This is a genomic window from Sphingobacterium ginsenosidimutans, from assembly GCF_039536865.1.
GTDB lineage: Bacteria > Bacteroidota > Bacteroidia > Sphingobacteriales > Sphingobacteriaceae > Sphingobacterium > Sphingobacterium detergens.
On record NZ_BAAAZK010000010.1, the window covers coordinates 192,466 to 217,392 of the forward strand.

The following is a 24,927-nucleotide window of genomic DNA, read 5'->3' on the forward strand; positions in this document are numbered from 1 at the left end:
ATGTTGTCAAGAAGAATTTTATATACCTTTCTCACAACCGCTTTTCTATTCATCATGAATAGTTGTGGTGTGAAATATGGATTTACAGGAGGATCCATTCCAGAAGGAATGAAGACCGTCAATATTCAATATTTCGAAAATATCGCACCTTTGGTTTATCCGACTTTAAGCCAGAATTTTACAGAGGCATTAAAGGAACGTATTCGAAACCAATCCCGATTAAGCCAGGTCAACCAAGATGGTGATGCTACTTTTGAAGGGTTCATTACAGACTATACAATCAGTCCAGCCGCCGTTGAAGCAGGAACAGACCGCGCTGCGATGAATAGAATGACGATTACAATTAAAGTCTCCTATCATAATAAGCTCAATCCTAAAGACGACTTTGAGCAACCTTTTACACGTTTCAAAGAGTTCGCGGGAAATCTTCAGAGTGCACAGGAGGAGACCTTGGGTAAGGAAATTATCCAAATGTTGACAGAGGATATTTATAATAAGGCATTTGCTAACTGGTAATCCTGTTCCAAGATGAATATTACTATGCCACTATCGAATAACGACCTTTTCTTTCGAGCAATCAATCATCCGGAGTCTATTGATGAAGATGTAATTTTGGCTTTGATTGAAAAATATCCCTATGCGCAAAGTTTGCGATTTATATATGAACGTAAAGTTTTTAGTGAAAGCAAGCCTGTTCAGAATTTATCGTCTGCATTGCTGTATGCTTCGTCTCCAAACTGGTTGTACGAATTTATGCATAGCAGGTCAATGGTGGCAGTAAAAGAAATCCAATTGGAAGATATCATTCTTGATGAGAAAATTGAGGATGGGTTGTCGGAAGGTATAGTCGTTGAGGAAGTAGTGGCGGTAGATACTGAGGTTGAACAGGAGGAAACTGAGGTTGAAGAGGTGGAGAAGACAGATGAATTGGACCGTTTGATTCAAGCAGGTGTAGCGCAGGATTATTTTCGCTCGCGTGAAGCAAAACAACAGGCCACCATTATCGAGTCAACTGAAACTGTTGAGCCAGCTCACTCTGAACTTGCTGTTCGGCCATTGGAGGATACGCAGGAGCGTGTCACAGTTTATGATGATGATACAATGCCTTATAGCTTTTTATGGTGGTTGCATAAGACGAGGCTTGAGTATGCTGAAACATACCAACCTTATGTAAATTCACCATTGCGCCCAATGACACCCTCAAATGATGATATTGCAAAGATCCATGAAAAATTGGATAGCCAGCTATTGGATCAACAGATTCGAGAAAATATTTTCCACCTGCAATCACCAGAGGCAAAACTCAGCGACGAGGTGAAAACAACAATCTCTTTCCAGATTCCGCGCAAAACGGATGAGGTGATTGAGAAATTTATCCGTGAAGAGCCTATAATCCAACCGTTGCAGGCTGAAAAATTGGATTTAGAGAATAAAGCGAGAAAAAGCTCAGAAGATCAACATTCACTAGTGACCGAGACCCTTGCAAAAATATATACCGAACAGGGTTTATATCCTAAAGCAATAGAGGTTTACGAAAAATTAGTTTTGAAATATCCAGAAAAAAATGCTTACTTTGCGGCACGCATAACAGAATTAGAAAAGAAATTAAATTAATTACATAAAGAGATGCAAGGATTATTAATTGGTCTTATCATATTAGCTAGTATTATTTTAGCATTTTTGGTTTTAATCCAAAATCCAAAAGGTGGTGGTTTATCATCTGGTTTTTCCGGTGGAACAAACCTAATGGGCGTAAAACGTACAGGAGACTTTTTGGAAAAAGGTACATGGATCATGGTGATTGCTATTATGATTTTTAGTTTGGGTGTTAACATTATGGGATCATCACCAAGTACATCTAAAGGTGGTTTGGGTGGTCAAATTGAAGCCCCAGTACAACAACAAGGACCTTTGAACTTGGGTACGCCAGCACAGAAACCTGCAGGTGCTCCAGCAGGACAAGAGCAAGCTGCTCCAGCGCAATCAGATCAAAAAACTCCGGCGACAACGCCAGCAGCTAAGCCAACTGAAGAAGCTAAGAAATAGTTGCGAACAAAGAAATTCAAAAGGCCTCGTCTACAATTTAGACGAGGCCTTTTTTGTTATACGCCGTTTGTCAGTCTACCTATCGAAGTATGGTCGGGAAGGTAAACAGAGTTTTGTAAGGATGTCAGACAAACAGTGACAGTGTGACAGCAAAATGTGCTTTTATTTGTGAACATGTTAAGTTTTCGGTGAAAAATTGTCTTATACATCATCTTATTTACAATTGGCATAAAAGATGATGTGTTTATAACGATTATAACATAAAAATAAATTCAATAACAGATAAAAAGTAAATTAATTATGGCATTAAGTATCCAACCTATCGGAGATAGAGTAGTAGTAGAAGCTGCTCCAGCAGAAGAAAAAACAGCTTCAGGGTTATATATTCCCGATACAGCAAAAGAAAAACCATCTCAAGGTACAGTAGTTGCTGTAGGTACTGGTAAAGTTGACGAGCCGTTAACTGTAAAAGTAGGTGACAAAGTATTATATGGTAAATATGCAGGTACTGAAATTACTTACGAAGGAAAAGAGTACTTAATTATGCGTGAGTCTGATATTTACGCTGTTATCTAAGCGATTAAAAAGTCTAAATTACAAAGTTAAAATTTAAAAGATTGAGGCAGTCCGTAGCTGCAGACTTTTAACATTAGAGTCTCACTACCAATATCTCAATACTCAATACTAAAAAAATGGCAAAACAAGTAAAATATAACGTTGAGGCTCGTGAGGCCCTTAAAAAAGGTGTAGACACTTTAGCTAATGCTGTTAAAGTAACATTGGGTCCTAAAGGACGTAACGTAATTATTGAGAAGAAATTCGGTGCACCAGTAATTACTAAAGATGGTGTTTCAGTTGCGAAAGAAATCGAATTGAAAGATGCTTTGGAAAATATGGGTGCGCAAATGGTAAAAGAAGTTGCTTCTAAAACTGCTGATCAAGCGGGTGATGGTACAACTACGGCTACTGTATTGGCACAAGCAATCGTTGCTCCAGGTATCAAATCTGTAGCTGCAGGTGCTAATCCAATGGATTTAAAACGTGGTATTGACAAAGCTGTGGCAGCTGTTGTTGCTAACTTGAAATCTCAATCTCAAGTAGTTGGTCAAGACAACAACAAAATTAAACAAGTAGCAGCGATCTCCGCGAATAACGACGAGATCATCGGTTCTTTGATTGCGCAGGCAATGGAAAAAGTTGGTAACGATGGTGTTATCACTGTTGAAGAAGCAAAAGGTACTGAAACAGAAGTGAAAACTGTAGAAGGTATGCAATTTGACCGTGGATATCTATCGCCATACTTTGTTACAAACTCTGACAAAATGGAAGCGGAATTAGATAACCCTTACATTTTGATCTACGATAAGAAAATCAGCAACATGAAAGAGTTGTTGCCTATCTTGGAAAAACAAGTTCAAACTGGTAAACCATTGTTGATCATTGCTGAAGATTTAGATGGTGAAGCTCTTGCAACATTAGTTGTTAATAAAATCCGCGGTTCACTGAAAGTGGCAGCTGTAAAAGCTCCAGGTTTTGGTGACCGTCGTAAAGCGATGTTAGAAGATATCGCTATCTTAACTGGTGGTACTGTAATCTCCGAAGAAAGAGGTTTCAAATTGGAGAATGCGGAGTTGTCTTATTTAGGTCAAGCTGAAAAAGTTCAAGTTGACAAAGATAATACAACAATTATCAACGGTGGTGGTAACGTAGATGACATCAAAGCTCGCGTTGCTCAAATCCGTTCACAAATCGAAACAACTACTTCTGACTACGATCGCGAGAAATTACAAGAGCGTTTGGCAAAATTGTCAGGTGGTGTTGCTGTATTGTACGTCGGTGCTACTACTGAGGTAGAAATGAAAGAGAAAAAAGACCGCGTTGATGATGCTTTACATGCGACTCGTGCTGCAGTTGAAGAAGGTATCGTTGCTGGTGGTGGTGTTGCATTTATCCGCGCTACTGAAGCTTTGGTAAGCCTTAAAGGTGAAAACGAAGATGAGCAAATCGGTATTGATATTATCAAACGTGCTATCGAAGAGCCTTTGCGTCAAATCTGTAATAACGCAGGTATCGAAGGTGCAGTGATCGTTCAAAAAGTAAAAGAAGGTACTGCTGACTTTGGTTACAACGCACGTACAGACCGTTACGAAAACTTAATCGCAGCAGGTGTAATTGACCCGACTAAAGTATCTCGTATTGCTTTGGAAAATGCTGCTTCAGTTGCTTCAATGTTGTTGACAACAGAGTGTGTATTGGCTGACGAGGCTGAAGAAAATCCTGTAGGTGCTGGTGCTCCTCCAATGGGTGGCGGTATGGGTGGAATGATGTAAGATCATCCAAACTATCAGATATAAAAAAGGCTCATCTGGGATTCCAGCTGAGCCTTTTTATTTGATGTTTAATATCCTTTTGCCGTATCATCTCCACGAGGATCGGCACCGGTCTGCAATTTGCCGTTTGGAAGGATAAGAATATTTTCTACACGTCCTATTGTTCCTCTTGGATTTATCACATAGCCATCTTTTGTCAATTTGTCCTGTAGTTTTGTGTCAATCGCACCTTGCTCAACATCAATGCGGTCAGGTAACCACTGGTGATGGAATCGGGGCGAACTGACAGCAGATTGTGCATTTTGTCCAAAGTCAATCACATTTAATATGGTTTGGAAAACGGAAGTGATAATAGTTGATCCCCCGGGTGTCCCCACCACCATAAATAGTTTACCATCCTTTTCTAGAATAGTAGGTGTCATTGAACTCAACATTCTTTTCCCAGGCTGAATTTCATTTGCCTTTTCTCCTGTCAGACCATACATATTAGGTACACCGGTCTTTATTGAGAAATCGTCCATTTCATTGTTTAATAAAAATCCTGCGCCATCTACGATAACACCAGATCCATAAGAATCATTGAGCGTGGTGGTGATAGAAACTGCATTTCCCTGCTCATCAACAATATTGAAATGAGTTGTTTGTTCACTTTCGTATCCTGGAATAACATCTGAATTGACGTTTTTACTCAATGTTGCCTGATGGAAATTAAACGGATTCAGTTTAGTGGCATTTGTTGTGGAATCTATCAGTTGTTGTACAGGGACGTTGATAAAATCAGGATCTCCTAAATACTTTGCTCTATTTGCATACACATAGCGTTCTGCTTCAACGATGACACGTATGGTGGAGTCCCTCTGGAATCCCCAGCGCTGAAGTGGGAATTGTTCAACCGACTTTAATAAGGCCAGTAGGGAGGTTCCGCCGCTCGATGGTGGAGGCATAGAAACAACCTTGTGTCCTCTATAGCTCGATGCAATCGGGGCACGCCAGACTGCCTTATAGCTCGTTAGATCCTCATGGGTAATGATCCCTTTACCTTTATTCATTTCTGCAATGAGCAGATCGGCGGTTTTTCCTTTATAGAAGCCGTCACGTCCTTCATTAGCGATTCTTTCGATAGTATTAGCTAGATCTTCTTGTACAAATAGGTCACCAGTTTTCCAGGTTGTATTTTTGATAATTGCGGCACCAGTGGGATTCAGCTTCACAAATCGCTCTTTATGGCTTTCAAACTCGCGGGCCTGCCTTTCACTGATCTTGAAACCTTTTCGCGCAAGTTCGATTGCGGGTAAGAGCAATTCTTTCCAGGCTAGTTTCCCATATTTCTGATGGGCGTCCCAAATACCGGCGACAGAACCGGGCACACCCGATGCGAGCGCACTGTATAGGCTCAAATCAGGGATAACATTCTTTTGTGCATCCAGGTACATATCCCGATGAGCCTGTTTAGGAGCGGTTTCCCGAAAGTCTAGTGCGTCGTACTGCCCCTTATTGTTGCGATATAGCATAAAACCACCGCCACCAATATTTCCTGCATTTGGATATACTACAGCGAGGGCAAACTGCACCGCAACGGCAGCATCAATGGCATTTCCTCCCTTTTTTAGCACCATGACACCAACTTCCGAAGCTATTGGGTGTGCTGTTACCACTGCCGCTTTGTTGAATGTCTCGGGGTTAGTTTTATATGCGTCAAGCTGCATGCGGGTATTGGAACATGAAGCGAATAGCAAACTTCCTATTAGCGAATAAATAAATAGTTTATTCATAATATCTGCTCTAAAATTGTGCGTAAGATTAATATTGAACCTTGTATACCTCTGAAACACAAAGGTGTTATTTTAATTTTTCATTGTTTTTATGACGGTCTGCATCCCGGATAGATTTCTTTTGCAGGTTCTTTTCCAATGCTTCGGTCAGGTCGATCCCCGTTTGATTTGCAAGACACATTAAGACAAACAATACATCGGCCATTTCATCAGCCAGATTAACCTCTTTATCTGATTTTTTGAAAGACTGTTCACCGTATTGTCTGGCCATGATCCGAGCCACTTCGCCAACTTCTTCCATAAGCATGGCAGTATTTGTCAGCTCATTGAAATAGCGTATCCCCGTTGTATTGATCCATTTATCAATTACTTCTTGTGCTTCTTTGATTGTCATTTTTTCGGATTAAGTAGTTTAAAAATTGTCCTTATCTTTTGTATCCATAATGATGGTAACGGGACCATCATTCAATAGATTGATTTTCATGTCAGCTCCAAATACGCCGAGCTGAACAGGCTGATCGATCAGTTGAGAAAGCAATTTGGCCATTTCTTCATACAGCGGTTTAGCGGTGTCAGGTTTGGCCGCGCGAATAAATGATGGCCTATTTCCTTTTTTTGTCTGGGCGAATAAGGTGAACTGAGAAATCAGTAAGATATTACCACCGATATCCAGTATAGATTTATTCATTAGTCCCTGCTCATCTTCAAAAATCCGTAGGTTAACGAATTTTTGTCCCAACCATTTTAAGTCTTCAATTGTATCGGCTTCTTCTATTCCCAATAGGATCACTAAACCTTTTTGAATCTGGCCGGTGATCTGTTCGTCTACTGTACAGGAAGCATGTTTTACCCGTTGTATTACTGCACGCATAATGAAAAGTATAAAACCAAAGTTAAAAATTCCCATCGTCAAACACGATCCAATCTAGCATTTATTGGTGCCAAAATGAAAAGCCACCTTATCTTAAATAGATAAGGTGGCTTTTATATATACAGGATCTTAATTGTTAGAATTTGATATTCAGGCCTAACATAAAATTTGTAGGTGCCTGTGGGAAGTAGAAATTGTAATATTTTCGGGTATCGCCGTCCATCCCACCAAAGGTGTAGCCATTGGTTTCATACTTTTCGTTCAGGATGTTGTTGATCTGTAAAGTTGCATTGATGTTTTTGATGCCTAACGCGGTGAAGCTATAATTCGCCAACAAATTGTTGACAAAATAAGAAGAAATACTTCTTTCTTTTGCGGATGAATTATCAAGATATTGTCGTCCAACATATTTGGATAGCAAAGAAAATGTGAGCACCTCAATAGGACTGTAGGCAAAGTTACTGGAGAGTATAGTTCCTGGGGAAAGCGCGATGTCCGTCTTCGAATAGAAAATTTTGGTATCGGGGCTGACACCATTGATATCTTTCACAATTTCTTCGAAATTCTTAATTCTGTTTTGACTGAAGCTGGCCGTCGCCTTCCAGTTCAATTGCTTACTGATGTTCCAGGTTCCGTCAAATTCCAACCCGATTCTATAGCTGTTTTTCACATTTTGGCGGATAGGAGAACCAGTATCACTGATCTCACCTGTTGGGATCAATTGGTCTTTATAAAACATGCCATATCCATTCAATCCAAATTCAAATTTAGTGTTGTTGAATCTATACCCGATTTCGATATCCTGCATTTTTTCTGGCGTTGGATCTGGAAGTTTGCTGTTTTTCTCTATGAAATCTTTGCGGACAGGTTCTTTTTGCGCAAAGGCATAAGAAGCATAGATATTTGCATGGTCATTTAACAGGTAGGTTGCTCCTGCTTTGGGATTTAGAAAATTGAATTTTGGGTGGTAATTGTAATTTTTGACCTTATCATCATCGCCATACATGCGGTAGTCTACATTTCGGTATTGCACGTCAGCCATTAGGATCCATTTATCCAATTTGTAATCCACTTTTAAGAAATTGCTGAAGTCATTTTTCTGCGATTTACCAAAATAATATTTGTCGTCTATAAATCCTGTCGAAGCATATTGAGCCCAGATTACCTCTCCATAGTGCTTTCCTCGATATTGGTTGTATGCACCGCCCCATATAATTTCAAGCTGATCGTTGGGTTTGTAATTAAAGGCATAGGTCATGCCGTAGAAATAATTATCTAACCATCTTCTACGGACTAGATCTGTTTTTTTGATGGTATCTTGACCAATAATGACGTCTGGCAGTCCATATTTACTTAATTTATCCCCCGGTCTCATCTCCTCATAGTAGCCATAACCTCTTGTATAATGTAAGGCGGTATTCAATGTGAGTTTATCACTGAGGATATTGGTGTAATGAAGTTGGTGATGCTTTTGGGTATAGTTATCCGTTTGGTTTTTGTACGTATAAAGGTTATAGTTTCGCCCAGCATTCATAAAACGGTCTTTTTCTGTCCCCGATATATATAAACCATTATCTGCATAATCATCCATACGGGATCTGTCTCCAGTAATCAAGGGCTCTGGTACACCGTTCCAGGCCTGGTAGGTTTTCTCTTTTCCCCAAAATACGATCCCTTTTAAAATATGTTTCTTTCCATAGTAGCCTCCATCGATATAAAAGGATTGTAAATCTGAAGAAGCTCTTTCAATATAACCGTCACTGCTAATCCTAGATAACCGCGCATTGAAAGCAAATTTGTCGTTGATCAAACCGGTTCCGAGCTTTACGGTATTTTTCCAGGTATTATAAGAACCGAAAGAATTATTGAGCTCAACATAGGGTTTTTCGGCTAAGGTATTGGATTGAATATTTAAGGAAGCACCGAAGGAACCAGCACCATTTGTCGAGGTTCCAATCCCTCGTTGCACTTGAATGCTTTCGGTAGATGATGCGAAATCAGGAAGATTGACAAAGAATGAGCCCATGCTTTCAGCATCATTTAGTGGGATTCCATTAAGCGTTACGTTGATGCGCTGGTTGTCAGATCCACGAATGGTCATGTTTGTATATCCTATGCCGGCCCCTGCATCGGAGTTGACCTGGACAGAAGGTGTTTGATTCAATAGATAGGGGATATCTTGCCCTAGATTGTTTCTGGAAATCTCTTCTTTTGAGATATTCTTGAATGTTGTTGGGGCATTCTTTTTGGCTCTGGTAGATACAACGAGTACTTCTTCTGTACGAATTGTTTTCGGATCAAGTTGGACCGTCAATTGCATGTCGCGCTCAATGTTCAGGTTTTGGGTCCAAGTATGATATCCTATAAAAGAAACTTGAACGGAATGCTTCCCTTTCTGGATATTATACAATTTGATCAGACCATCTTTGTCCGATTTGGTTGTAAAAGAAGCCTGTCCATCCAGGGATACTGATGCATTTTGTAGCGGCCTTTGTGTGTTCTTGTCTACGGTCTTAATCGTCAAATTGTGCTGAGCAACAGCAATTTGGATAGAAACAGTAGCTAAAGCGCTACAAATCAAAAATTTGATCATGTTGATGTATTTTGTTTAAGTTAAACAAATCATAGAAAGGGGTCACTATGATCGTTCTATTTAACTAACCTCTCCCTCCGCCAGCATTACCTGGATCAGGTGCACAGAACTTAATCTGTTGGGTATAATCTCAGCCCTTATTTGTGTTTTTGACAAAACAAGGCACCCCTATTCGATGGTGCGAATATATACATTAAAATCGGAATGGTATAACATGATGTGTTTTTTGACAAAAAGCCAAGCTAGTTAAAAATTTGTTAAAATTTCCTTATGGTTTAAAGTTTTACGTTTAGGCTTGTTTTTGGTATTTATTGTTCTTTTTAGGTACCTTGGCATAGAGTTTTCTACTGTTAGTATGTATTCATATCGGTCAAAAATTTTTAATTACTAATTTGAGAGTGAGGAGATAAAATGTTAAAATATTTAAGCGCAAATTATATTCTACCGATCACTTCGATGCCAATAAAAGATGGTATTGTAGCGGTAGATGAAGAGGGGGTAATTCAGGGTATTTACGAACCCGCATCGTTTACTTTGAATGATAAGGTCAAGATCGAAAGGTATGATGGCGTTATTATTCCAGGTTTTATCAACGCCCATTGCCATCTTGAATTGTCACATATGAAAGGTGTAGTACCCAAAGGTACCGGTCTGCCGAATTTCTTGAGTCAGGTGATGACTTCACGTAGTGCTTCAATGAAGAAAATGGATGATGCAATGGCAAAGGCGGATAAAGAGATGTATGAAAATGGTATTGTAGCTGTGGGCGATCATGCGAATACAGATAACTCTTCTACACTGAAAGAGGAATCGCAAATACTTTATCATACGTTTGTGGAAGTCATTGGTGTTGAACCTGAGGAAGCTGATTTTAAATTAAAAGAAGCAAAATCGTTGACGCAAGAATTCAGAAATGGCCATGTGTCGATTACACCACATGCACCTTATTCCTGTTCAAAAGCTCTTTTCAAAAAATTCAAAAAAGCTGTCCCTGAGACGAACATCATTAGTATTCATAATCAGGAGAGTGATGAAGAGAATAAATTGTTTAGATACAAGACAGGTGAGTTCCTGGACTTCTATAAGAGTATCGGGAAAAATGCAGATTCTATTAAAGCGCAGGCCCGGAATTCGATCCAGTCTTATTTACCTTATTTGCCTTATCCGAATAAGTTGTTGTTAGTTCATAATACGTATACTTCATTAAAAGATTTGGATTTTGTGGAGCGTATGGATCGGGATGTTGTGTGGTGTTTGTGTCCGAAAGCAAATTTATATATCGAGGGTGCTTTACCTAAGATTCATAATTTTATAAATGCTGGACAACCCTTAGTTATCGGAACGGATAGTTTGGCATCGAACGATACGCTTTCAGTATTGGAAGAGTTGAAAGCATTGCATGAACATTTCGAAGATTTGGATTTCTTGCAAACCATTCAATGGGCTACAATCAACGGGGCTGTTGCGTTGAATATCCAAGATAAATATGGATCTCTGGAAGTAGGTAAAAAGCCGGGAGTTGTTTTGCTCCAAGGTATGGAACACATGCGTTTGACAGATAAAGTTAAAATCAAACGTTTAGCATAGTATTTAATTCCACAAAAACTTCTGTACTTTTGCTCTTATGAAACATTTGAATATTTCAATAAGGGGTAAAGTACAGGGAGTCTTTTTTCGATTGACGGCCAAAGCTGTTGCAGATCAGGTTGGTGTAAAAGGCTTTGTTGTCAATCAAAAAGATGGATCTGTCTATATTGAAGCTGAAGGTGACGATTTTGCACTCGATTCAATGATGGACTTCTGCCAGGAAGGTCCAGAGGATGCAACTGTTGAAGCTGTTGAAGTTGAGGAAGGCGAGCTGAAGGGCTTTTCTAATTTTGAAGTGATTAAAAGAGTCCAATCCCAAGCCTAGTGTCAACAATAAAGAAATTTCTCAGCGATACCGTTATCTATGGTGTGACTACTATCGTTTCAAGAATGATAGGATTCCTGATGACACCGCTCTATCTCCGTAAATTCAAAGATGCAGCGATTTATGGAATTTATTCTAATTTTTATGCGTGGATGTCCATGCTGAATGCTATTCTAGCATTTGGAATGGAGACAACTTATTTCCGGTATTTACAGAAAGTTGAACCACAGAATAAGAATAAAGTTTACAATAATAGCTTCTTTATTACTTTAATTACCGCCGGATTATTACTGTTGTCTGTATTTGTTTTCACAAGACCCATTGCTTCGTGGTTCGCGGATGGTGGAGATGTGTCTCTTTATGAGCAATATATTAAATACTTCGCATTTATTCTCGTTGCGGATGCGCTTGCTGTCATACCATTTACAAAATTGCGTGCCGAGGGGAGACCTTATAAGTATAGTGCGCTGAAATTTGTCAATATTGGTATTACCGTGATTTCAAATTTGTTCTTTATTTTGTTCTTGCCGGATTGGGTACATAAATATACTTTTTGGGCTGATTTTGCTGGAACATGGTTCAAAGAAGGTTGGATAGGTTATGTCTTTATTTCCAATCTTTTCGCAAGTATTGTTACATTAATTCTATTACTGCCGGAATTGTTAACTTTCCGATTCAGCCTAGATAAAAGATTAATGAATGAAATGTTGAAGTATAGCTTCCCAATTCTAGTCGCTAATATTTCATTTATTATTAATGAGAATCTAGACAAAATGTTCTTTCTGAAATTGGTACCAGGGGAGGCGGGGAAAGATGATTTAGGTATATATGGTGCAGTTGCTAAATTGGCCGTATTTTTAAGCTTATTTGTTACAGCTTTTAGACTAGGGGCAGAACCTTTCTTCTTTTCATATTCAAAAAACCAGAACGCATCGAAAACCTATGCACTAATCATGGAGTATTTTGTTATCCTTATGGTTATCGCAATGGTTGGATTGACAGTCAATCTGGATTGGCTGAAATATTTTATCAAGGGTAATGAAAAAGAGGTCGCAACATACTGGACTGGGCTTAAAATTGTCCCAATTCTTTTATTCAATTATGTGCTACTAGGAATATATATGAATTTATCGATTTGGTATAAGTTGACGGATCAAACACGTTACGCTATTTATATTTCGGGCATAGGAGCGCTAATTACAATTATGCTAAATGTGTGGCTTATCCCAACTTATTCCTATGTTGGTGCTGTTTTATCAACAACAGTAGTATATCTAGTCATGATCGCTTTTTCACTTTACTGGGGTCAGAAGTATTATCCCATACCTTATAAGATGCTCAAGATCTCTGTATATCTCGGAGTGGGGCTGTTGATTTCCTGGTTGAGTTTTCAAGTTTTTCATAGTAATATTTGGATCGGAAACGCGATGTTATTGCTACTGCTTGGTATTACTTTTTTCTTAGAAAAGAATGGGCTGATGAAATTAATTCGAAGAAAATAGCTGGTTTGTTAAGGACATAAAAAAGGCGACAACTTAATTCGGTTGTCGCCTTTTTCAATATTGGAAAATCTTAAAATACTTCAGTTTCAAAGTTATGTTCAATATCATGGAGTACATCTAAAATTTCATCTTGCGTTTGTAAGCTGACAAGTTTCATTCTGGATTCTTTAAAATTCGGAATTCCTTTGAAATAATTTGCGTAATGTCTCCGCATTTCAAAGATCCCTAATTTATCACCTTTCCATTCGATGGATTTGTTTAAGTGTGTTTTACATACCTCGACACGTTCGGCAATTGTAGGTCCCTCCAGGCGTTCACCTGTATGGAAGAAATGTTTGATTTCTCTAAAAATCCATGGGTAACCAATTGCAGCACGACCGATCATAATACCATCAACCTCATATTCTTGTCTCCAGGCAGCGGCTTTCTCCACCGAATCCACATCACCGTTGCCAAAAATTGGAATTTGAATGCGTGGATTGCGTTTGATATCACGGATCATAGACCAGTCAGCCTGACCTTTGTACAATTGTGCACGGGTACGACCATGTATTGCTAATGCTTTGATGCCGACATCTTGCAATCGCTCTGCTACTTCGTATACATTTTTGGTATTGTCATCCCAGCCAAGACGGGTTTTTACTGTCACGGGCAGATGGGTTGCTTCAACAACAGCTTTAGTCATCGCAACCATTTTATCAATGTCTTGCAATAAGGAAGAGCCAGCTCCCTTACAGACCACTTTCTTAACAGGGCAACCGTAATTGATGTCGATTAGATTTGGATTTGCTTTTGTGCAGATTTCCGCTGATTGACGCATACTTTCAATATCTCCACCGAATATCTGGATACCGATGGGCCGTTCATATTCAAAAATATCTAGTTTTTGAACAGATTTAGCCGCATCACGAATCAGTCCTTCTGAGGAAATGAATTCAGTATACATTAAATCAACACCATTTTGTTTGCAAACATACCGAAATGGGGGATCGCTGACATCCTCCATCGGAGCAAGTAACAATGGGAATTCTCCCAATTCAATATTTTCACCAATCTTGACCGACATCTTCAATTTTTTTTTACAAAGGTACAAAATTTGGTATTAGTATAAAGTTAGCTAACTGTCATGAGTTTAGAGCCTACTTTTTATGTCTTCAGAACCCGTAGCGCGTTGTGCTGTTGCGTTCTGAGAACCACCGAAACGGTAGCTGAAAGATAAGATGGCGGTCCTACTGTCGGGGTTAGATCTACCGATGAGCCTGATGGTCGGGGAGATGGTTTCATATCGTCGATTGTTGGTTCTGAAAATGTCGTTTACGACTAATTTCAGCGTGGCTTTTTTATTGAGGAAGTTTTTTTGGATGCCAGAATAGACCTGTCCGTAGCTTTTGATATGACTGATCCCTACCGTCAAGCCAGACACATAGTTGCCCCCCAATTCAATAGACCAATCCTTAGGCAATTTGAAGGAATTTTGGCTGTTTAGACTTAATGTATTGCCCTCGCGGACAATTAGCCCATCTTCTTGTGGCAATTCATATTCATTCCGATAATAATTTGCAAAATGTGTTGCCGACCACCAGCTGGTAAATTGGGTCGGGGCAATAAAGGAGATCCCATAATTTTTAAAAGAACCTATATTCTCGGGCCTTTCAAAAGTAATATAGGGATTAAGTGGATCTCTGCCCAATATTTCGTTGACAACATTTGACCGCTGGGCATAATTCAGCGTTAAGACGTATTTGCTTGCGTAAGTATAACCTAGTTCAAAGGAATGTTCGTATGCTGGGTTTAAGTTTGAATTTCCCTCAGCATAGGAAAAAGGATCTGTGTATACCCTGAATGGATTTAAATCCCAAAACGAAGGCCGTTGTACACGATAGCTGTAGCTGGTCTGTACTTTATGATTGTCATTGGCTGTATAAGTGAAAAACGCTGCTGGGAATAGTTTGAAATAGGATCTTTCAAATTGTTCGTTCAATGTAATTTGATGACTACGTGTACGGGTGTGTTCACCACGAACGCCTATTTGCGTTGAAAACTTATGCCAGCTTTTTGATAGATTTAGATAACCCGCATGAATAGTCTCTTTGTAGATAAAGTGATTACTTGTACCCAGATCCGGAACATATTGATCATTTTGTAATGTATCATAATGTAGATCGTTTTCAGTGCGTACGTAACTGCTCTTCCAGCCAGCTTCCAGTTTATATTCTTTTGGAAGAGGAAGTGTATAATCTAGCTTGGCGACATATACCTTATTGTCTGAGGGGATATCACCTATTCTGGAGGAGCTTGCAGGCGGTGTTGAAGTTCCGACATTGTTATATGCCGTATTCAGCTGCTGATCCATTTTTGAATAGTGGTCAACAAGGTCAAGATCTATTTTTAATTCATGACCTTTATCATTGAGCTTTAAATTATAATTGACATTGTACAGCATATCTCGCCAACGCTCCTTGCCCTCCGTGATGGTCGTGGATGACCATACTAAATTATCGGTATTAAAGTTCCTGAAACTATTCGTGGTGGGCTCGTACTTTGGATATTTCCCGAATCCTCCATTAATTAAGAAACCTATCGTCTGTTTGGGATTTATGCTGTAGTCCATGCCGACTCTAAAATTATTAGATCGGAGTTTGGGCTGTATGCTGTTCTCCTGTTGTGAATACGATTCAGGGACTGATCCCTGATCAGTGTAAAAATAGCGTGTAAGTGAGTTATAATATTTCAGATTTTGGAAATACTGATTATAAATCCCGAATACGTTGATTTTTTCTGTACGATAATTAAGGTTTAGACTCCCGCCAAGATGTGCTCCTCTACCGGCACCGGCATTAGCCGATACGGAACCATTAAACCCTTGTTTGAGCCCTTTCTTTAATACAATGTTTATGATACCTGCGGATCCAGCAGCATCCTGTTTTGCATTTGGATTGGACATGACCTCGATTTTATTGATGTCCGTTGAGGACGTGCTCCGTAGGAGATTGGCCAATTGATCGGCGGACAGGTATGTAATTTTCCCATTGATCATGACCGTCGCTCCAGATTTACCTTTAATGCTTAGCGAACCACTTTCATCGACAGCGACACCTGGAATCTTGCTGAGTAATTCCAGTCCGTTGTTGCCGTCTGCGAGCATGGAGTTTTCAATATTGAAGACCAGCTTGTCCTGTTGCTGTTCGATAAATTGCTTTTTTCTTTTGACGACGACCTCAGCGAGATAGGTATTGTTTTGCAATAATAGGATCTTGCCAAGGTCATACTCGTCAAAATGTTCGTCCAACCTGAAATGGGGACTGAAAGTATCCTGATGGGTAAGGCTTTTGACTTTAATAAAATAGCTACCCGCTTTGGTATTGGTAAACCTGAAATTTCCGGTACTATCTGAGCGTGCCGTACTAGCCAGTGTACCATCATTGACGTGATAAAGCGAAATACTTACATAAGGAATGGCCTGTTTATCTTCGCCCACAGTCTGTCCCTTGATATGATTTGTTTTTTGAGCTTGGCTTGTAAATAGGGTACAGATCCAAAGGAGACTTAAGAGATAACGGAGGATATAAGGCATGATTATATAATTAAGTTGTTGCTAATTGTGGACGTCTTGTTTTTTTGGTTGACTTTTTTTTCTTTCCCCACCAGATGTAGAACCCTGTTATAGGCAAAGTCGCACAGATAAGCGATGCGATGAAGTAAATTATTTTGGTGGTCATTCCACCGATAAAACCGGTATGCAGGGCGTAATTGGAACGCATGAGCCATTCCGTGGTATTGGCTTCATCAATTGGTCCCTGTTTGCGGCCTGTTAATTCCAGTGTATTGCGGTCAAAATTAAGGTCTCTCCAGCTTCCGTTGGCCATGTCCGTGCAGGCATACACCGCTTTATCGTCTTTTTCGGGGTAGTGGACAATAACAGCTTCTTTGTTGAACTTTGCATATTCATGACGCACTTTATACCAGATTTGATCAGCAACTACCAACGCATCATTTAGCGGCTGATCCGGAAGCTCAGGTTTATTATTCTTTTCCGTTTTTGGTTTGTTGGGATAGCCCCCAGTCATCCAGACCACGGAACTTCGAATCCAGGGAAAACTCATGATGAGCCCTGTAAAGCACATAACGAATGCGATTGTTAGCGCATAGAAACCCAGTACGTTGTGGAGGTCATAATTGACACGTTTAAATTTTGCTTTCCATTTGATGGTAAAACTCTGTTCTCTCGATCTACGGTTCCATTTCTTTGGCCACCATAATACCATGCCTGTAATCAGTAGTATGAAAAAGATAAAGGTGCTCCAGCCAACGACCTGCCTGCCTATTTTTGTGGGCATCCAAAGATGACGATGCCCCTCATCCATGAAATGGAAAAAATCCTCATGGTTGACAATCGCGAGGACTTCGGCTGTATATGGGTTTACATAGACAAGACTGTCGGAGTGATCTAGACTTACTTTAACTGATTTGTCCAGACCATAATACCAGGAACTCGCAATTTCATAATCAGGAAGCGTCGCTTTAACAGATTTATAGATCGCGGATGGGGGAAGCTGTTCTTCTGATTTTTGAGCTGTGACCTGAATATAGTTTGTGGTTAATTCTTTGATATCATGTTCAAAGACAAGTACGCAGCCTGTAATTCCTAAGATGATAACAGGAATACCCGCAGCGATTCCTAACCAAAGGTGTAGCCAGGCATTAATTTTACTGAGCATAATGGGAAACGATTTTTATAATCCGATCTGCACTTGTTGGTCGGCAGATCGGATCATTGTAGGTGATTAGTAATTGATTTTGCTCATTGATGATACATGGGAGATCCCTGTAAATTTCAACCCTCTTTTTGCGGTAGCGTTGTTGATATCAATGATGTAGGTGTAATATTGCTTGTCGTCTTTATTTTGACAGGTGTAGTAAGCTTTTGAGCTACCTTTGTCAACAAATACAACATCTTTATATCCCTGTTGTTCATGTGCAGGAATCTCTTTGATTTCTGTCATTTTTTTGGTTTGGATATCTACGATATATAGTTTGACAAGTCCACCACCTACACCTTCAGCTTGTTCGCCTTTATTATAGACCGTCATTAAAAATTTCTCGTCTTTAAGATAACTGCCTCTTGCGATCTTACCGTTTCCAAGGGATTCGATATCGAAATAATAGTCTTTATCAAATTCATCTGTTCCTTTCTTGATTCGTAGGAATCCAGATTTATTTTTGGATGCCAGTGACGCTTCATTTGCGGAGAACCAAACATACGCATCGCCTTTGTCATCCACGGCTAGACCTTGCTGAGCCCACCAATTCCCGATATGGGAACCTCTTCCGTCACGGATTGTTTTTTCAAATTTAAGTTCCGGATAAGAGAAGATACCGATATAGGTCGTATCTGTTGTCGTAAAATCTCCGCCCCAGTTACTTGAACCATCTCCGGATTGGAAAGGAATATAGACCTTATTACCTACTTGGAATACGCCTGTCCAGATTGCCATGCGTTTACCGCCCAATACTTTGGAAAGATCGACCGTGTTTTTGTTGGCGATGGAGAAATTTTGAGCATCATAGTTTCTTAGCGTCGCGACCGGGTTTACAATGCTTCTATTGGTCGTTCCCAAAATAATATTTTTATCACCGAAATTACCATAGATACCTGCGGTTTCGGCGTTTACCTGATCATCTTTAAGTCTTTGCAGATCGCCTTTGGCATCAATAGCATAAGGAGTTATCGGGCCTTGGCCACCGTATGTCAGGCCAAAAACATGGTTGTTTTGATTGATAAAAGAAGCCTCAGTTGCCGGCATACCGTTACCCACTATGCTTAAATTACCTTGTGTAACATCATCCGTAGTAACAATATAAGTGCCTGATGAACCTGATTCCGAACTCCCTTGCCCAGTTACGATAAAGACGAATTTTTCCTTCTTTTTCGAGTTTCCTGAATCTTCTCCTCCTTCAACGGGCTTGTCCTTTGAACAAGCAGTAATTGTTAACACGCCACAGGCTACTGTAAGCAATCTTAAGTAATTTGACTTTTTCATTTTGAGTTATTTAATAAATTGTGTGTTATTTTTTACGGATAAAGTATCTGAATTTGACATTGAAAGACCGACTAGGTTTCTGCATCTCAAAATTGTCGTATCGTGTTGCGTCAGTTAGGTTATTACATTCCAGCGCGACATTGTATTTTCCCGAAGCCATTGCATAGACAATGTTGACATCGTGAGATAGCTGTTCGGGAATAATGAAACGCTGTGCTGGCGTGCCTAAACTTGGAAAGTCCAAAAAGAAAGCATGAATATATTGGAGGTTGTAACCGATTGTCAATGTATTATGTTTACCTCCGAAGTGGTGCAAATAATAGGCAGCATCTGCATTACCATATAAATATGGGATATTAGGCATGCGATCCTTGTAAACACTGCTTTCTACAAGTTGACCGGGCTCATATTTCGTGTTATTGATTATATTTTGGTAGGTGAGATTACCACCGATTGAAAACTGATTTTTATAGAAATATTTTAGATTAAGATCTACTCCATTATTGAGGACGCTCCTTAAATTGAGGTATTTACTCTCTCTTTTGTTGTTTGAGCTTAATGGGCTGATGTAGAGCCTTATAAAATCAGTTGCATTTCTATAGGTATAGTTAGCATCTATGATGATATGGTTATTCTCATTCCATTTTTTAGTGTAGGAGAGACCGACATTGATGTTATGGCTATTCTCTGGTTTAAGTGTTGGATTTGCGCTCAGGTCTTGTGCATCGCCAAATAGTTCGTTGTTTTCAGGTAATCTGGAAGCTTTCTCATAGGAAGCTTTCAATTGTAGGGTTGGATTGACAAAGTAGGAAGCCGCAAATCCATAGCCTAATTTATTGACCGTCGTTTCTACATTTTTGTAGATTTCATTTTTCTTGACTTCTTCAAAGTACTTACCTTTTTGATTGTAATTTTTTACAAATACATTTAAATCCCATTGATCGGCTATGTTGGTGCGATAACCTAATGCAGTAATATTTTTTGTTGTTTTTCGTGGCAACTTGTTGATTTCGAGATCTGGGTAATATTTATCTTTTCCTTTGCGGTCAAACGTTGTCAATAGGTGATTGACCATAAAATGGTGTTTTTCATTGATCGCATAGGCGAGATTGGCAATGAAGTTACCATTGTTATTGTTGAAACGATAATCGCGTAGTTCGTTTTCACCTCCGGGAGCATTAGGGTTATTTTTATCTTTGGGTTCACTCTCTCCGGACCAGGTAAATCTTCTGTTCACTGTATCCAGACTGCGTTCTTTACCGAGGTTGTATCGGCCAAATATGTTGACATCTAGTCCCTTTACAAATAGATCTTTTTTGATGTATTTTACACTGGGTTGGATGATATTTCCTAGGGCTTCCCGGCCTCCATAAACATCGTCCATGTGGTTTCCGGTCTGGATTTCTTTTTTGTTTTCACCCAGTGTTATTCCAAAAAGTAGCTGATCTGCATATTTCTTGTTGGAGACTCCGATATTATAAACCATTGTTTCATTTCGGTAGGCGTCGTGGAAACGCCTTCTTCTTCCTTTGGTATATTTTCCGGTTTCAAAATCAGCCGTCCGCACATTCACCCAGTAATTGTTGTCCGAATAGTTTTGGAAGGCCGATAAGGTCATCGTTAATCCGTTATTCGAGATGTATCCCGCGTTTACCGCAGTTTTATGCGTATTGAAGGAACCATAAGAATAAGAAGCATCAAGGTACTTCCCAGGGTCATTTTTGGTGACAATATTCACAGCACCACCTAAAGCATCGCCACCCAGCCATACCGGAACAACACCTTTATACACTTCCACACGCTCGGCAAAATTGATCGGGATATTATTCAATTGAAAGGATGAACCAAAATTGTCCATCGGAATGCCATCCAGAAATAATTTCACCTGATTGCCGGAGAATCCATTAATACTAAAAGACATATTTGATCCGACACCGCCAGACTCTCTCAAGCGTACGCCCGAGACTCTATTAAGTGCCTGGCCGATATCTAAAGTCGTATTGTACAGTTTTTTTGCATCTATTGCAGAGACATTGTAGGGTTGTCGTGTTATCTCACTTGCAGTGGATCGACCTATAACTTCAACTTCTGCCATGATTTTTTGATCTGGGGTCATTTGAATTCCGGATAGATCAATAACATTTTTACTACAGGTTACTGACCGATGTATAGTCTGATATCCGACCGCGGAAATCGTAACCTGATGATTACCGAAAGAGATTCCGCTTATTTTAAAAAAACCATTTTTGTCCGCTTTGGCTCCTTTATTTGTACCTGATAGGACAATTGTTGCCCCATGAATAGGCTCGTTTGATGTATTGGTAACACTACCTTTGACTTCGGCTAGTTGTTGGGAATTTGAAGGAAATGATATGATTAGGAAAAAGAATAACCATACTACTTTAAATTTTGACATTACTTTATTTAGATTAATTACACATAGAGAAGTTGCGTAACTCTAAATCTACCGAAGGTCAAATAAGTAAATAAAAATTATTATTTTTTAATAAGCTGAATATCAGTTAGAAATTTAATGTAGTCGATCTATTCTAACAATAAAATCGGTCGCTTGATCTAGGATAAGACCAACCTGAATATTTTTTGATTTGATATCATAGACCCAAACTTGATGCTGATCCTTTGCATCGTCTATTGTGATATAGGCTTTCCCATTTTCGACGAGAACGGATTCTTTGCGTGTCCCCTTGTCGAAAGGGAGGTTTAATTTTGTCGTAGTTTGGCTGATAAGATCGACCACATAGTACTCAAATTGATAGGTGGAATGATGATCGCTAAAGTCGGTGTAGCGATCTCTACGTTCACTACGGACGATAGCCTGATTGTTGCCCAAATACCACATGCCATAAGCATGATTGTGTGTTTTGGCTGTTAGATTGAGAAAATAGGCAGGGTTGATATGGGTGGAATTGCTGTCAATTCTAAAAATTGCGGTAGGTTTTGATGGGCTGTTACCTAGTGCTATACCAGGGCAGGACATAAAATAGAAATTGCCATTTTCGTCATGGAGGCTATAAGATTGAACAGTATTGACTCCTCCGGGGTAAGAAGAACGAGTATCTTTTTGTATATTTTCTAATTGTAAAGTCGTCTTATCCAGTGTCGCAATATACATTGTATCTATTGTGGTAAAGTCAGTCTCATTAATCACTTTATTAAAAGTATAACCGATCAATAACCGTTGTTGATGTATGGTGCCAAACCCGACGGAAAGAATCTTAAAGTCTGCTGAGGCTGAAGGTAGTTTTACTTCTTGCTGTTGGTTGATTTTGAAATCGTTGACCGTAATTTTAGAGACCCATAGCCGACGGTTTGTTTTGTTGTCCGAAGTAAATAGGAGTAATGTGTCTCGATCAAGCCAGTTTATATTTTCAATATGCTGATCTTGCATAGCCAACTGTGCAATTTCCTTTAATCCGTTTGATTGAAGTGTATATTTTCTGAATTTTCCCGCTCTTAAAAAATAAAAATGCTTGTCCTTAACGATGATGCTTCGATCGAATTGCTGTGTCGGAATGTCTATGCCATTTTTTGAGATGGTCAGATTTCCACTATCAACAGTATTTGAGGTGATGATGGTGTTTCCGAGATCTTTATTCATCGTATAGAGACTGTACTTCCCGTCGATATTTCTGCCCCCATCTTCCGTTCTACAGCTTATTACTAAATGGAGTAATAACAAGGATAAGAATAGCGTGAAGCGGTTGGATAGCATGAGTGTATGGACTAATTGAAGTTCTTCTTATTTAGATGATATTAAATTGTATTTTCAGTTCGTGTTGGATGGTAGGGGCTAAAAAAGTCAGTTCTGATTTGGAGATTATTACCTGTTTGCCATTTTTTTGTGGTTTTAATACAAAATATGTTTCCCCATGTTTGAGTTCCTTCTTTTTATCTGTGCCGGAAAAGCTAAATGCAAAGTTTTTTTTGGGAATGAACATCATATTGCCCGAAGTTTTGAATTCCCCGGTATCCGTATTGATCTCAGCCCGTGCATTTTTACCGAGGATGATATTGTAACTATTCTGGTTAATATATTTCAGTCCAGCACTTGTTCCGTTATCAAAGATGGCGGCAGTGTTTTCGGCATCCTTACTGAATTGATAAAAACCAAAACAGAGTAAAAATATAATACTGGCTGCTATTCCAATATATTTAAAGTTATATTTTTTGGGAGGAACTATTGTTGGGACTTCGGACTTATCAATATGGCTGCTCAGCTCGGCCCAGATATCCGTTTCTAATTTTGCTTTTTTAGTGATGGAAATAGACAAGGGCTCCGACTCGAGGGTATCATCCAATAACCATTCCTCCACAAGAAGTTGTTCTGCGGGAGAGCATTGGCCTAAATGATATTTCTCTACGAGTTTATGGTCTATTTTCATATGATATACTTACTTTCTGACAAAAGTACAGGATTTCTTTTGTATAGCTAAATTTAGGATATATATTCCGTTAGTTCTGTTTTTAATGTTTTTAATGCCCGTGAAATATGATATTCTACCGCCCGTTCGGAAATATAGAGCTTATGCGCAATTTCCTTGTTGGTGAGCCCCTGTTCTCTACTCATGCGGAAGACATTTTTACATTGTTTGGGCAAACTATCGATCAGATGTGATATCTTCTTGGCTAGTTCATCAGCAATCAGTGAATTATCTACGTAATGCTCTTCTCTTGTATTTGAAATATTGTCCAGGTGTTGTTGTCGTGATACTTTATTACGGATGTATTCAAATGTTTTGAGCTTTACTGATCTGATCAGATACCGCTCGACCTCTATGAGACGAAGCTCTTCACGTCGTTCCCAAAGTGATTTGAAAACATCCTGTACGATTTCCTTGGAATGTTCTTCATCTTTGATACTGCTCAGGCAAAAGGCAAACATACCTTCCCAGTGTTGAAGATATATTTGCTCAAAACCTGCTTTATCTATAATAAAAAACTCTTTTTCCAAAATACCAGTTCTCTGCTTGTTCTGACGCAAAGATAGGCTTATTTAGATTCGTTTTAAATAGTTTCTAAATTTCTTTTACGAAATCCTTGATCGCTTTACCCGGATCTGCAGTTTTCATAAAATTTTCACCGATTAGAAAGCTTTGGAAACCAGCTTTTTTCAATGCTTTAATAGTTGTGGGATCAGAGATGCCACTTTCAGAAACTTTAATATATTCGGATGGAATTTTATCCAAAAGTTCGTATGAATGGTTTAGATCTACGGAAAAATCTTTTAAGTTTCTATTGTTGACACCAATGGCATCGATATCGTCGAAAAGATTATCCAAAAGTTCCTGTTCATTGTGTACTTCAAGCAATACATTGAGTCCGATCTGATGTGCATAGGCGGCAAACTCCTGAACTTCTTCCTTTTTGAGGCAGGCTGCTATTAAAAGGATGACATCGGCACCATAAGCCTTGGCCTCAGTAATCTGATATTTGTCGACAATGAATTCTTTCCGCAAAATAGGGATGTTAATTGCTTCCCTTGCTTTCGAAAGATCTTCAAGATTGCCCTTGAAAAACTCCCCATCGGTCAGCACAGATACCGCCGAGGCACCAGCTTCTTCATAAGCCTTGACAACATCTTCGACTTTTGCCGTACTGTTGATATCTCCTTTTGAAGGTGATGCTCGTTTATATTCAGCTATAATTCCTGTTTTTTGAGGATCTAATATAGATTCCCGTAAAGAAAGACAGGCTACATTGAAATAGGGATAGTTCAACAGCTCTTCGAATGGAACCAAGGCCTTCGCCTTTTCTACTTCTATTCTTTTTCGTTCAATGATTTTATCGAGTATCGTCATTTTTAGTATTTAGTATAGATATTTTAGTACTTTAAGCCTTT

21 protein-coding genes are annotated in these 24,927 nt (G+C 39.2%); 8 read left to right on the plus strand and 13 right to left on the minus strand.

Going from position 1 to position 24,927, the window contains the following annotated elements; all coding sequences use genetic code 11:
- From ABFX33_RS25745 to groL, 5 genes are all read left to right on the plus strand, one after another.
- Positions 1-516 carry an LptE family protein gene (locus ABFX33_RS25745; protein ID WP_346089153.1) on the plus strand — a complete coding sequence of 172 codons (516 nt, stop codon included), beginning with the start codon at positions 1-3 and terminating at the stop codon, positions 514-516.
- 12 nt (positions 517-528) lie between these two features.
- The gene (locus tag ABFX33_RS25750) at positions 529-1,614 is read left to right on the plus strand and encodes a hypothetical protein (RefSeq protein WP_346089154.1); all 1,086 of its coding nucleotides are present in this window, start codon (positions 529-531) and stop codon (positions 1,612-1,614) included.
- Between the two features lie 12 nt (positions 1,615-1,626).
- Positions 1,627-2,046: a preprotein translocase subunit SecG gene (gene secG, locus ABFX33_RS25755; RefSeq protein ID WP_346089156.1), complete on the plus strand. Its 420-nt coding sequence runs from the start codon at positions 1,627-1,629 to the stop codon at positions 2,044-2,046.
- Positions 2,047-2,346: 300 nt separating this feature from the next.
- Positions 2,347-2,622, plus strand: coding sequence for a co-chaperone GroES (locus ABFX33_RS25760; RefSeq protein WP_088160030.1), 276 nt, complete (start codon positions 2,347-2,349; stop codon positions 2,620-2,622).
- 116 nt (positions 2,623-2,738) lie between these two features.
- Positions 2,739-4,376, plus strand: coding sequence for a chaperonin GroEL (gene groL / locus ABFX33_RS25765; RefSeq protein ID WP_120261812.1), 1,638 nt, complete (start codon positions 2,739-2,741; stop codon positions 4,374-4,376).
- 68 nt (positions 4,377-4,444) lie between these two features.
- Here the strand turns inward: groL and ggt are convergent, their stop codons facing one another.
- From ggt to ABFX33_RS25785, 4 genes are all read right to left on the minus strand, one after another.
- Entirely contained in the window at positions 4,445-6,148 is a 1,704-nt protein-coding gene (gene ggt, locus ABFX33_RS25770; protein ID WP_428835663.1) for a gamma-glutamyltransferase, read from the minus strand.
- Between the two features lie 67 nt (positions 6,149-6,215).
- A complete protein-coding gene (locus ABFX33_RS25775) occupies positions 6,216-6,542 on the minus strand; it encodes a nucleotide pyrophosphohydrolase (protein ID WP_077438193.1) in 327 nt (108 codons plus the stop codon).
- 18 nt (positions 6,543-6,560) lie between these two features.
- Complete coding sequence (dtd, locus tag ABFX33_RS25780; RefSeq protein ID WP_120261918.1) at positions 6,561-7,019, minus strand: D-aminoacyl-tRNA deacylase; 459 nt, start codon at positions 7,017-7,019, stop codon at positions 6,561-6,563.
- Between the two features lie 136 nt (positions 7,020-7,155).
- On the minus strand, positions 7,156-9,612 hold the full coding sequence (locus ABFX33_RS25785; RefSeq protein ID WP_346089159.1) for a TonB-dependent receptor: 2,457 nt from the start codon (positions 9,610-9,612) through the stop codon (positions 7,156-7,158).
- A 411-nt stretch (positions 9,613-10,023) separates the two neighbouring features.
- Between ABFX33_RS25785 and ABFX33_RS25790 the strand changes: the two genes are divergently transcribed.
- From ABFX33_RS25790 to ABFX33_RS25800, 3 genes are read left to right on the plus strand one after another with little or no spacing between them, the layout of a single operon-like run.
- The gene (locus tag ABFX33_RS25790; RefSeq protein ID WP_346089162.1) at positions 10,024-11,199 is read left to right on the plus strand and encodes an amidohydrolase family protein; all 1,176 of its coding nucleotides are present in this window, start codon (positions 10,024-10,026) and stop codon (positions 11,197-11,199) included.
- Between the two features lie 37 nt (positions 11,200-11,236).
- Complete coding sequence (locus ABFX33_RS25795) at positions 11,237-11,524, plus strand: acylphosphatase (RefSeq protein ID WP_346089163.1); 288 nt, start codon at positions 11,237-11,239, stop codon at positions 11,522-11,524.
- The gene (locus tag ABFX33_RS25800) at positions 11,524-13,026 is read left to right on the plus strand and encodes a lipopolysaccharide biosynthesis protein (protein WP_346089164.1); all 1,503 of its coding nucleotides are present in this window, start codon (positions 11,524-11,526) and stop codon (positions 13,024-13,026) included. Before ABFX33_RS25795 ends, ABFX33_RS25800 begins: the two co-directional genes overlap by 1 nt.
- Positions 13,027-13,096: 70 nt before the next feature.
- On the opposite strand, the gene dusB is transcribed toward ABFX33_RS25800, so the two are convergent.
- From dusB to trpC, 9 genes are all read right to left on the minus strand, one after another.
- On the minus strand, positions 13,097-14,092 hold the full coding sequence (dusB, locus tag ABFX33_RS25805) for a tRNA dihydrouridine synthase DusB (protein ID WP_346089166.1): 996 nt from the start codon (positions 14,090-14,092) through the stop codon (positions 13,097-13,099).
- 66 nt (positions 14,093-14,158) lie between these two features.
- Positions 14,159-16,600, minus strand: a complete 2,442-nt coding sequence (locus ABFX33_RS25810; protein ID WP_346089167.1) for a TonB-dependent receptor domain-containing protein — start codon at positions 16,598-16,600, stop codon at positions 14,159-14,161.
- Positions 16,601-16,610: 10 nt separating this feature from the next.
- Positions 16,611-17,744, minus strand: a complete 1,134-nt coding sequence (locus ABFX33_RS25815; RefSeq protein WP_346089169.1) for a PepSY-associated TM helix domain-containing protein — start codon at positions 17,742-17,744, stop codon at positions 16,611-16,613.
- A gap of 66 nt (positions 17,745-17,810) precedes the next feature.
- The gene (locus ABFX33_RS25820) at positions 17,811-19,067 is read right to left on the minus strand and encodes a DUF4374 domain-containing protein (protein ID WP_257094752.1); all 1,257 of its coding nucleotides are present in this window, start codon (positions 19,065-19,067) and stop codon (positions 17,811-17,813) included.
- A gap of 25 nt (positions 19,068-19,092) precedes the next feature.
- Complete coding sequence (locus ABFX33_RS25825; RefSeq protein ID WP_346089171.1) at positions 19,093-21,483, minus strand: TonB-dependent receptor; 2,391 nt, start codon at positions 21,481-21,483, stop codon at positions 19,093-19,095.
- 114 nt (positions 21,484-21,597) lie between these two features.
- Positions 21,598-22,686, minus strand: a complete 1,089-nt coding sequence (locus ABFX33_RS25830) for a DUF4374 domain-containing protein (protein ID WP_346089173.1) — start codon at positions 22,684-22,686, stop codon at positions 21,598-21,600.
- A 145-nt stretch (positions 22,687-22,831) separates the two neighbouring features.
- Complete coding sequence (locus ABFX33_RS25835; RefSeq protein WP_346089175.1) at positions 22,832-23,470, minus strand: hypothetical protein; 639 nt, start codon at positions 23,468-23,470, stop codon at positions 22,832-22,834.
- A gap of 53 nt (positions 23,471-23,523) precedes the next feature.
- The gene (locus ABFX33_RS25840; RefSeq protein ID WP_244211848.1) at positions 23,524-24,069 is read right to left on the minus strand and encodes an RNA polymerase sigma-70 factor; all 546 of its coding nucleotides are present in this window, start codon (positions 24,067-24,069) and stop codon (positions 23,524-23,526) included.
- 34 nt (positions 24,070-24,103) lie between these two features.
- The gene (gene trpC, locus ABFX33_RS25845; RefSeq protein ID WP_120261799.1) at positions 24,104-24,886 is read right to left on the minus strand and encodes an indole-3-glycerol phosphate synthase TrpC; all 783 of its coding nucleotides are present in this window, start codon (positions 24,884-24,886) and stop codon (positions 24,104-24,106) included.
- Positions 24,887-24,927: the final 41 nt, after the last annotated feature.